Annotated in this window: 9 protein-coding genes and 4 pseudogenes; 5 read left to right on the top strand and 8 right to left on the bottom strand. The window is 60.1% G+C overall.

All coding sequences use genetic code 11. From position 1 onward, the window contains the following. On the top strand, positions 1-1,304 hold a 1,304-nt coding region (gene traG / locus AC1DWF_RS26615), incomplete at its 5' end, for a Ti-type conjugative transfer system protein TraG (protein ID WP_476842237.1). Between the two features lie 252 nt (positions 1,305-1,556). On the opposite strand, the gene AC1DWF_RS26620 is transcribed toward traG, so the two are convergent. The 5 genes and pseudogenes from AC1DWF_RS26620 to AC1DWF_RS26640 all read right to left on the bottom strand — a co-directional run bounded on the left by AC1DWF_RS26620 (position 1,557) and on the right by AC1DWF_RS26640 (position 5,456). Continuing rightward, the gene (locus tag AC1DWF_RS26620; protein ID WP_476785595.1) at positions 1,557-1,973 is read right to left on the bottom strand and encodes an FCD domain-containing protein; all 417 of its coding nucleotides are present in this window, start codon (positions 1,971-1,973) and stop codon (positions 1,557-1,559) included. 342 nt (positions 1,974-2,315) lie between these two features. Continuing rightward, on the bottom strand, positions 2,316-3,347 hold the full coding sequence (locus tag AC1DWF_RS26625) for an IS110 family RNA-guided transposase (protein WP_476785421.1): 1,032 nt from the start codon (positions 3,345-3,347) through the stop codon (positions 2,316-2,318). Positions 3,348-3,403: 56 nt separating this feature from the next. After that, a pseudogene (locus tag AC1DWF_RS26630) lies at positions 3,404-3,834 on the bottom strand (IS5 family transposase); the annotation flags it as partial. A 26-nt stretch (positions 3,835-3,860) separates the two neighbouring features. Further along, positions 3,861-4,178 (bottom strand): GntR family transcriptional regulator, encoded by a 318-nt coding sequence (locus tag AC1DWF_RS26635; protein WP_476785422.1) that lies wholly within the window; start codon positions 4,176-4,178, stop codon positions 3,861-3,863. 546 nt (positions 4,179-4,724) lie between these two features. Then, positions 4,725-5,456: a GntR family transcriptional regulator gene (locus AC1DWF_RS26640; protein ID WP_476842238.1), complete on the bottom strand. Its 732-nt coding sequence runs from the start codon at positions 5,454-5,456 to the stop codon at positions 4,725-4,727. Between the two features lie 362 nt (positions 5,457-5,818). On the opposite strand from AC1DWF_RS26640, the pseudogene AC1DWF_RS26645 reads away from it, so the two are divergent. After that, positions 5,819-6,010, top strand: a pseudogene (locus AC1DWF_RS26645) (IS6 family transposase); the annotation flags it as partial. 188 nt (positions 6,011-6,198) lie between these two features. On the opposite strand, the gene AC1DWF_RS26650 reads toward AC1DWF_RS26645, so the two are convergent. Next, positions 6,199-7,743: a Fic family protein gene (locus AC1DWF_RS26650; RefSeq protein WP_476789551.1), complete on the bottom strand. Its 1,545-nt coding sequence runs from the start codon at positions 7,741-7,743 to the stop codon at positions 6,199-6,201. Between the two features lie 227 nt (positions 7,744-7,970). Between AC1DWF_RS26650 and AC1DWF_RS26655 the strand changes: the two are divergent. Continuing rightward, positions 7,971-8,111: pseudogene (locus AC1DWF_RS26655) on the top strand (transposase domain-containing protein); the annotation flags it as partial. A 131-nt stretch (positions 8,112-8,242) separates the two neighbouring features. Here AC1DWF_RS26655 and AC1DWF_RS26660 read toward each other — a convergent pair. Further along, positions 8,243-8,416: a hypothetical protein gene (locus tag AC1DWF_RS26660; RefSeq protein ID WP_476785560.1), complete on the bottom strand. Its 174-nt coding sequence runs from the start codon at positions 8,414-8,416 to the stop codon at positions 8,243-8,245. On the opposite strand from AC1DWF_RS26660, the gene AC1DWF_RS26665 reads away from it, so the two are divergent. Continuing rightward, a complete protein-coding gene (locus AC1DWF_RS26665) occupies positions 8,415-9,323 on the top strand; it encodes a site-specific integrase (RefSeq protein ID WP_476785559.1) in 909 nt (302 codons plus the stop codon). The genes AC1DWF_RS26660 and AC1DWF_RS26665 overlap by 2 nt on opposite strands. A gap of 3 nt (positions 9,324-9,326) precedes the next feature. Next, positions 9,327-9,647, top strand: a pseudogene (locus AC1DWF_RS26670) (IS91 family transposase); the annotation flags it as partial. Positions 9,648-9,747: 100 nt separating this feature from the next. Here AC1DWF_RS26670 and AC1DWF_RS26675 read toward each other — a convergent pair. Then, complete coding sequence (locus tag AC1DWF_RS26675) at positions 9,748-10,041, bottom strand: HdeA/HdeB family chaperone (protein WP_476785558.1); 294 nt, start codon at positions 10,039-10,041, stop codon at positions 9,748-9,750. Positions 10,042-10,588: the final 547 nt, after the last annotated feature.

Genomic DNA, 10,588 nt, shown 5'->3' on the forward strand with positions numbered 1-10,588 from the left:
GTTCTGGCGGTCGCTCGCCGCTACTTTGCTTCGATGGCTCTTTCGGTTCGTCACATGGAATCGTTTTTGCCGGTTCAGGCGGCTTCAAAACGACGTCGGTGACGATCCCGAGCGCACTCAAATGGGGTGGTGGGCTGGTGGTGCTTGATCCGTCCTCCGAGGTAGCGCAGATGGTGATCGCGCATCGCCGCGAAGCTGGCCGTAAGGTAATCGCTCTCGAGGCCACTGACCCCACGACCGGATTCAACGCGCTCGATTGGATCGGTCGTTTCGGCGGCACGAAGGAAGAAGATATCGCCGCAGTCGCGACCTGGGTCATGACCGACAATGCACGGCAGACCTCCGCACGAGACGACTTCTTCCGCGCCTCCGCACTTCAGCTCCTCACCGTGCTGATTGCTGACGTTTGTTTGTCGGGGCATACGGAGGCAAAGGCGCAGACTCTCAGACAGGTACGCACTAACCTTTCCGAGCCTGAGCCGAAACTGCGTGAGCGCCTCAAGCAAATCCATGAGCAGTCGGCATCGGAGTTCGTGAAGGAGAATGTGGCGGTGTTCGTGAACATGACGCCCGAGACCTTTTCCGGCGTCTATGCCAACGCCGTCAAGGAAACGCACTGGCTCTCCTATCCCAACTACGCGGCGCTGGTATCAGGCGAAGCATTTTCAACCGACGACCTGGCCGAAGGCGATATCGACATTTTCATCGCGCTCGACCTCAAGGTTCTGGACGCGCATCCGGGTCTCGCCCGGGTCATCATCGGCGCTCTTATGAACGCGATCTATAACTGCAAAGGCGAAGTCACCGGAAGGACCCTGTTCCTGCTCGATGAGGTGGCGCGTCTCGGCTATCTCAGGATTCTCGAAACCGCACGCGATTCAGGGCGTAAATACGGCCTAATGCTCATCATGATCTTCCAGTCTATCGGGCAGATGCGCGAGGCCTATGGCGGCCAGAACGCCACAAGCAAGTGGTTCGAGAGCGCCTCATGGATTAGCTTCGCCGCGATTAACGATCCTGACACCGCTGAATATATCTCTAGGCGCTGTGGCGACACGACGGTCGAAGTCGACCAGATGAGCCGGACGAGCCGGATGTCCGGCTCGTCGCGCTCGCGATCAAAGCAACTGAACCGGCGCCCCCTGATCCTGCCCGGCGAGGTCCTGCGYATGCGCTCGGACGAGCAGATCGTCTTTACTGCAGGCAACCCGCCGCTCCGTTGCGGGCGYGCGGTCTGGTTCCGACGGGATGACATGAAGGCGGGTCTCGGCAAGAACAGGTTCCACCGGAAAGGCGAGGCTTGAGGACCGGAACAGAGAGCATAAAGAGCTCACCTTGCGCCGAGCTGCATAACCAGCATCATGGCCGCCAATTTGCAGAGCTTGATTCACACAACCGGCCAGTGTCCGATGTGCCCCCCTACCAGGCGCCTTCGGAACGATCCCACCTCTGACGCGCCCCTGTCGAGGACCAGAGACGCACGCCACTGCAACTGACATCGCTGCAAGCAAAGCTATCGCATTTCCTGCGGCCATCAGACGGCAAAAAAACCGGAGCTAGGCCTTTGCAGACAGGGTCGGGCTGTCATCCCCGCTGAGGATAGCCCGAAGGTCAATGGCCTGGTCATGCGGAGCAAAAAGCAAGCTGGATTCTGTCGTACGGTACAGGTTCTCGACATGGGCGACAGCTTGCTCGACTTTACCGGCATAAATCAGCTCGATCAGCTGCCTATGATATTCATGTGGGGGCCAAAGCACCAGATTCTGCTGATAAAGCGTGATCGCCATCGTGCCGCGCATCATCAGGCGCTCTTGAGCCGCTGCCAGCGTCTTGTTGCCGTACAGCAAGACCAATAGAACATAAAACTCGACGATAAGACGCCGCATGGAGTGGTAATCATTCGCGGCCGCCGCTTGCTGCTGGAACTGGTAGTGCGCGTCGAGGCGCGCCCGGTCTTCTGCGCCGAGGCGCATAGGGTTCTTAGGGCCCAGACTTCGGTAACGAGGCCGTCCCAGTCAAGCGGTTTTGCTCATGGGAGGTCGGCCGCAAAGGTGCGGTTATGAACCTTGCTCTTTCTGATCCGTCCTGTAGTTACTGCCGCCCTCGTCAGAGATCACCCCGGGTGCATGCTTCGGTCCGTGGTCAGCGCGGGGCTGCCAACATGATGCTGGTTCAATGCAATTCCGATGTGCCCATCTCATTGGCGTGCTCGATGTGGATCGGCACAGTCCGGACCACGGCATCATCGGAACCGCGTCCCTGGGGGGACCTCGAGGGCCTGCTGTCAGGCAGGCAACGGTTGGGAACTCAGGTCTTCAGGCCGCAAGTGGCACCGTCATGTCCGACTGGAAGTCGGTGTCATCGACCCACATCCTATGAAGGATCACACCGGCGCGCCGGGCCAAGGCAACCATGGCGCGCTTCCGGCCACGGCGGCGAGCGACCTGTGCTGCCCAGGTTCTCAGCCATGTCGAGCGGCCCCGGTGCATCATGACGGTCGCGGCTTGACACAACGCCCGGCGCAGGTTGACGTCGCCGGCCTTGGTGATGCCGCCTGAGACGTCGCGCTCGCCTGACTGGTTGCGCGACGGGGTGAGGCCTACCCATGGCCCTACCTTCTTCGATGAAGTGAACCGGGCGGGATCATCAATTGCCGATCGGTAGGTCAACGCCACAACTGCACCGATCCCTGGCATGGACATCAGCCGACGGCATACCGGGTCATCCTGAGCCAAGTTGCGGACGTGGCGCTCTAGCCCTGCCAATTCATGCCGCAAGGACGCCCGCGCCCGAAGCATCGGTTCTGTCGCGGCTTCAAGCATGGGATTGCCGAACGCCAGTTCCCGGATGCGAAGGTCGAACCTGCCGCGAGATATGGCGCCGACCTTGAGCCCGAAGTTCCGCAGCATCCCACGCAGAGACATCTCCAAAGCGATCATGCCCTGCTGGATGGCCTTGCGAGCTCCGAGCACGGCGCGGACCTCCTGCGATGAGACGGATTTGCAGTGAACGGGCCGGAACCACCCGAGGTGGAGTAGCCGTGCGATACCTTCGGCATCCCGCCGATCCGTCTTGATCGGCATTGCTTTTAGCGCCCCTTTTACCTGCCGGGTTTCCATCAGCACGACGTCCAAGTCCGCTTCGGTCATCCCGCGATGCAGCCACTGCGACAAGGGGCCTGCCTCAAGGCCAATGGCGGCAATGGTGCCATCCTGTTCCCTGATCCAGCGCACAAGCGCTTCGGGCGCACTGGCAATCTGCGCCTCCTTCACGATCTTGCCATGCTCGCTGACCACACAGATCGCGGTCTTCGCCAGCGACACATCCAATCCAATGAACAGTTTCATCCCGTAATCCTCCTGTAAGATCAGATACGGGAACGTTCGCCAGCTGACCGGTCAGCATGCAAGCGATAACGGGCAGTGCGCGATGCACGATCGGTCAGGGCATGGATTTTGGTCGTGCGGCCGCCCCGCGAGCGCCCGATGGCCTGATTTTGCTCCCCCCTTTACCGCCCGAAGCCGAGCGATGCGCCTTCACGGCGGACGAGTCGATCAGAACCTGCTCGGGCGGACCACCGGCACTGGCAAGCGCGTGAAAGAGATCCGTCCACACACCCTTGGCCGCCCAGCGGACATACCGATTGTAGAGCGTCTTGCGCGGCCCGTAGTCCGGCGGCGCATCGACCCAGCGCCCGCCTGACTTCAGAACTTGAACGATACCGCTGATCACACGCCGGTCGTCGACGCGTTCCTTGCCCCGCGTGTCAGTCGGAAGATGAGGTTCGATACGGCGAAACTGCTCTTCTGTGAGCCAGAAATGGTCCCGATTCATTACCCCTCCCTTTCGGAAGTCGTGAATCACAAACCTGAGGTGATGCCAACACTTTTATGGGTCTGGGCCCTAGCAAGCTCGCCCACGACATGCATGGCGATGACGCGGGTGGCTTCGAGGACTTCCTGTGCATCCTCCGGCGTCGGCGTGGCGACATAGGCACCGCGGTTGGGAGGTAAATGAACAATCCCCTGCTCCTCCATAATGAACAGAACCTTGCGGATGACGGTCCGGCTGATGTTGAAGGCAGCGCCGATCTCGTCTTCAGCCAATTTTGTGCCGGGGCGGATCTTGCGGTCAAGGATGGCGTTCCACAGCCGGTCGTAGATCAGCGCTTCAAACACCGATCAATGGAGCTGTCAGCGAAATGGCACCAATACCATGGAGCGCTGGGGAAAGGTAACGTTGGGGCATCCGGCAAAGTCTCCTGGCGGCAAACCTGGCTTATATCAATGGTCCTGGTGGACTGGAAACATGAAAACCTGCATACAGCATCAACGTGCATGGCAGGATTTCATTGGTTCAATTGGGGTCGGCCTGCGAGGCTCCACTTGAGACAGCAACTCCGGCCAGATCGTGTTTTTCTGCGGCGGAGTCTGCCCGCAAGGCTGGGGCGGCTTTGGAGGACTCAGCCGGGAAGCGCCGGCCAAGTCAAAACTGGAGTAGTCTACGCCGCCGTTTTAATTCGTCGCGCCTTGCGCGTCCCGATGCTGGTTGACAAGCCTCCTGAAGGTCACGCCTGGACACACGGACCCAGATCCACCTTTCCGGCCAGTGCGCAATCGCCTTCACCAGCAACGGCGACGACTGGTCGATGAAATACGCGGCGCTACTTGCTTCCCTGCGCACCCTCGGCCCGACCATCTCATTCCGTTAACGCGACGCTACCGTCAGGATCGCCCGAAGATCGATCTCTTCCTTGCCCCGTCTGGTCGCAATGTGCGGCGGATTGCGTCGTAGACCGTGCGGTAATAGGCGACTGCCTCGGCCGGCTCACCGTCGAAAATATGGCGGGTCAGCGTTGTCGTAAATTCTGCTCGGCTGAAAGGCGGGGGAGCTACCTGATACGAAGCAAGCGCAACAGTGTAGAGATTTATCTGCCTGTCGAATACGCCCGCCATAAGCCGGTTGCCATGGATAAGTGCGAGAAGCAGGCAAAACTCGTTGTTCAGCCGGCGTGCGGTATGGAAATCCTGGTTGGCGTTGGCCTTTTCTCGGGCCTTGATGTGGTCGGCGAGCTTATTGCGTTGTTCCTTGGTGATGCGCTCTGGGTGTGTCGCCAGTTCGCCTATGAAATAGATGAGCGCCGCAGACACCGATTCCAGGAGTTCCTCAGCGTCTCGGAACGATGGCGAAGCGATGTAGGCGCCGCGGTTGGCCGGCAATGAGACAATGCCTTCCTGTTCCATGATGAACAGTACCTTGCGGATGACCGTACGGCTGATGCCATAGATCTCCCCTATCACGGATTCTTCGAGCTTGGCGCCCGGTCTGAGTTTGCGGTTGATCACCGCATTCCACAGGTCATTGTAGATCTTGGCTTCAATGCCAACCAACGGCGCCATCAGTAGCGTCATCGCATCCTGATCATGAAGCGCTGGTGACAGATAGCGTTCCGGCATGGGTCCCCTTGTATGTTTATCGATCAGAAGTTGCAGCAATACTGATTGGCGAGTCGGTTCGAATTGATTTAGTAGATCGTCGCGGCAAGAACGCAATGGCCGGACGCTTCAAGACTTGCGCGGCCCCTTACAATTGCTGGACGTCACGCTCCGAAAAGCTTGGCGGCGTGCTGTGGGCGCGTGCGCCTATCTCGCTCAAAGCGAGGTGAGCGCCTGCTGGTCGCTGGACTTCTTGAACGTTCAGTTTGCCTGCGGCAGACGTTTCCGCGTTCTCAAATGTCGTCCACCATGCGCGTGCGAGTGCCTGTCAGTGCGATGTCAGGTTCACCCGAGATAAAGCTGTTGGCTGATAGTTGGCGGTCATGATCCAGCCCTTTTTCAGATACAAGCGTCGTCGTTTCTCACTCGCTGTGATTGCTCATGCGGTCTGGCTCTACTTCCAATTTCTGCTGAGCCTGCGTCTTGTGGAAGAGATGTTGCTGGACCGTGCCATCGTCGTTTCCTATGAAAAGATCCGCCGCTGGGTGAAGAAATTCGGACCGGACTATGCCAGACACAGGATCTCCGAAGGCTACGGCAGCTTCAGGCGGCCGCCGGCGATCGGGTCATCTAAGGGTTCATGATGCGCAACGGCCCTGGAAAGTACAGAGCCGACTGCAGCATCTGACCGACTCGCTCTCGCAACCTGGCCGGGCCTTCGCACAGGAGGGTCGGGCGCTTCTTTGGAAGCCGGAGGATGCCCTCAGAAGCCAGCGCGGAGCTCGGCAAAAATTCCCTCGATCCGAATGGCCTCGTCTTCCGTCAGCCCCGCGAATTCGCGCTCGCGCGCCCGCTTCGAAAGGTGGCCGTCATTCTGGCGCAGAAACCGAAACAACAGATCAAGTAGCCTGTCTGGCATATCGATCATGCCCAGAACCTGACCCTTGAATGTGTCGTAACTTCGGAGGAACGCGGTCTCGGACGGCAGATCGACATCTACCGTGCGCGCCACGCAGGCGAACAGGAATTCGGCATGAGGGGTGGCGTCGAAATAGCGATAGAAGTCTATCGTCTCGTTCAGCACCTCCACATTGCCCCGATCGGTCGACCGCCATCGAACATGCGGTATGAGACGACGCGAGTAACTTTCCAACGTCTTCCGGTAGTCGTCGATCCGGTCGAGGATGACCGCAGAGACGGGGAAAACCAGGCCTGGCGGATTGAAACCACGCTCGGCCAGCACATGATGGATGAGATAGCGGTGAAGGCGGCCGTTCCCGTCCTCGAACGGATGGATATAAATAAAGCCAAACGCTAGGCCGGCGGCGGCAATAACGGGGTCGAGCCCCCTGGCCGCGCTTCTGTCGAAGGCAGTCAAGCCCTCGATCAGCTCCGGCAAATCCTCATGCCGCGCGCTGATATGGTCGGGAATGGGCGCGCCTGTATTGCGTTCATGCTCACCGACGAAGCCGCCCTCTACGCGCAATCCCAAGCGCACGAAGCGCGCGTCGCCGATGACGATGCGCTGCAAACGCTGAAGTTCGTCGCGGTTGATCGGACGGCGGCCCGCCTCCCCGATGACCTGCCCCCAGCGCTGGATACGGTCCTGAGGCGGATCTTCACCTTCGATCTCGAAACTCGACCGCGAATCCTTCAGCAGCAGGAAAGCCGCCGTCCGCGCCAGCAGGTCGGCTGGCACCTCAGCGACCAGACGTCGAGCTTCTTCAGCCAGATTGCGAGCGACGAATGCTTCTAGCGCGGGCGTTCGGAATATCATTGGGCAGAACGCCGGCGTACCCGGCAGGTTGTTCTTCACCCGATGGCGGGTCGAGGTTGTGCCATTCGTCGCCCATTGGTGCTTAGGATCGACGACCAAGGCATAGGCACCCTGCTCAGCATCGGGAAGATCGAGCTGTGCGTCAAGGAGCCATTCGTACAGAAACCACAGCCGGCGCGCATAAGCGCCCGTCGGCGTCGCACGCACGATATCGACGATCGGCTCGGAACCGGTGGCGCGAAACAGCTCCTTCAGCACGGCCAGATCCAGCCCCTCATAGCGCAGGGCGAAGGTCAGATGCCCGCTAAGATCGGCACTGGGCGCATGGCGAGGCGTGTAGATATTCCAGCCATCGGCCTCATAGACCTTGTGGCGCGGACCAATGGCCGCCAGGGTTAGTGGGATCGGTACGGCCAGATCGTAGGCATCGATGAGAGCTGCGTAGCCTACCGGTGTGGCTGCTTCCGGCATCCCGCGACTGTGAAAAACACTCACGGCGCCTGAAAATGGCTCCTGCTGACTCTCTGCCATGAATTTCGATGCTCTACCGTGAATATCGATTTCATAGATCGTATTCCATGAAAATTGATAACATGCAAAGATAATCCGTGAACATGGACTTTTCGCCCTGATTTGCGATCACAAAAAAGGCTTCACCGGTATGATGATTTCTGGTTCCCAGCTGGTGCGTTCGTGGCTGGAGCAGCCATCGGTAGTGCGCTCAATTAGCCGCGCAATGTCGAACCTGCGCGCTATGGCAAAACTGGGCGACAATCGCGTCGCTCGCCGAGACTTGCAAACTCAACGTCGTCATGCCGCAGGCCTATCTGGCCAGCACGCTCACAGCCATCGTCAACGGCCATAAACAGAGCCGGGTCGATGACTTCCTTCCCTGGAACATCCACCCAAGGTGTGAACGGGACACCGCATACAGCGATGCTTCACAATCTCAAACCTTTCCGACGCTTCGCTTAGCGAGAGTCCGTCGTCATCTGAGGTGGCCGGCGATCGGACAGGAACCGCCCGATGGCTATTCTGAGGTTCGAAAGACCTCTCTAACGGTCTTGATCGACCCGGCGTCGTTGACCCTGTAACCGGGTAATTGCGAAATCGCGGCATGGAACTCGTCGCCGCGCATGATCGAAAGCACGCGCTTGGGCAGCGGCAGAGCATGACGGGCTTCTTCAACAAGGAGCCGGACCATGCCCCACCCTGTTCTCGATGCACCCATCAGTCCGCTGCGCCAGCGGTTGATCGACGACATGACCCTGCGCCGGTTCAGCGAGGAGACACAGCGCAACTACATCCGCGATGTCGGACGGTTCGCGACCTTCCTTGGCCGCCCGCCCGATATGGCGACGGCAGACGACCTTCGCCGGTTCCAGGTCTGGCAGCAGGAGGACGGCGTTCCCGTGCCGACCATGAACAGCATCGTGTCGGCGTTGCGCTTCTTCTTCACCCACACGACCGACCGGCCGGACCTGGCGCGCAGGCTTGTCCGTCTGTCACATCCGCGCAAGCTGCCCATGGTGCTGAGCCGCGACGAGGTTGCCTGCCTTGTCAACGCCACCACCTGCCTCAAACGCCAGGCTGCGCTGTCGGTCGCCTATGGCGCAGGCCTGCGCGTGGCCGAGGTGTCGACGCTGAAAGTCACTGATGTCGACAGCGAGCGGATGCTACTGCGTGTCGAGCGCGGCAAGGGCGGGCGGTGCCGCAATGCCATGCTGTCGCCGGACCTGCTCGCGCTGTTGCGCCAGTGGTGGAGGGTCGGACGGCAGCAAGGTGTCATGCACCGCGACGGCTGGCTGTTCCCCGGACAGCATCCGATGAAGCCGATCAGCACCCGTCATCTCCATCGCATCGTCGTCGAGGCGGCACAGGCCGCGGACATCGCCAAGCGGGTCGGGCCGCACACGCTGCGTCACAGTTTCGCCACCCATCTTCTGGAGGACGGCGTCGACATCCGCGTCATCCAGGTCCTGCTTGGGCATGCCAAGCTCGACAACACGGCCCTCTATGCCAAGGTCGCAACCCGCACGGTGCGTGCGATCACGAGCCCCCTCGACAGGCTCGGCCTGTTCAAGCCGGCAGAGATCTCGCCCGATGGCTGAGGCGTGCGCGCCTCGATTGAGGTCGCCGACATCTTCCGTGCTGCCGGGCCGGCCTATCGGGCCACCCATGCCGGGCGCTTGAGCCTGCAACAGCTCAAGGTCATGTCGGCGATCGAACAATGTCGCACCGCAGCCCTTGGCGGTCATGTCGAGGCCTGCACAGACTGCGGCCATTGGCGGATCGCCTATAACTCCTGCCGCAACCGGCATTGTCCCAAGTGCCAGGGCGCCGCCGCGCGGGCATGGCTTGCCGAGCGGGAGGTCGACCTGCTGCCAGTCGGCTACTTCCACGTCGTCTTCACGCTGCCGGCTGAGGCCAGAGCCGCGGGGCCGATGTTGGCACGTCGCCCGCGAAATCAGTCCTTGGACCGTCGTATGGGAGCGGCCAGGAAGGGGCGCTCAGTCTAGCATCATGTAATTCCCGCTACGACTTGGCAACCGCCTCTATCGCGCTCGTCAGCGTGGCGCTGGGGTTCGCTTTGCAATAGTCAGCGATCTTCTCGGCATTGGCGTGCGCCTTGTCGCCATCCACCATGGCATTGCCGGCTTTGCCATGGACGTAGCCGTTCACCCACATGGCGACGCCAAGAGTCTTGGCGGCCGGCATTGCACCGACATCCTTGCAAGTGAGCTTCGACATATCCACTTCTGCGGCCATTACTTGGCCGGCCAAAACGATACTTGAAGCTGCGAGTGTGATCGAAAAAAAGCGTTTCATGGTCACGATCTCCTCCTAAAAGCCCCCCGCCTTGCAACGAGCGCTAGCGCCTTGTTGGAAATATGACAATCACGCCAAATTTACCGCGAAACCCTTGATGCGGAAATGGTACCGGGTCCCGAACCGGGCAAGGCGAAAACCTGGCTCGTGTTTGGTCGGAATGAACGCGGCGGCCCCGTCGGCAAAGCGCTGCAATGGCTTGTCTCAAGCCCGAAGGCAAGCTTGAACTCGCGGCTGAACTTCCTTCTCTGCATTCCCACTCTCCAGTTCCGTTAAACACCTTATCTCGGTGTCCACGAAACCGGCAGCAGGCCACGGGGCCGATTTCGGACCGGCCTGTTTCAGGTTCGGGAGCATCAGAAGCGGACCAACTTCCCGACCCACAAAATGAGCTTGTCGTGGTTTGAGGGCAAGTTTCAGCGGCGGACCGGCCTGGGAGTGCCGAGAGCTGTATTCTCGTCATGCAGCTTACGCCAACGCGAGAAGCGTGCGGGATCGATCCGCCCGTCTTCGAGGGCAATGAGCACGGCGCAGGATGGTTCGTGGG

Source organism: Aminobacter sp. P4_D5, assembly GCF_056401815.1.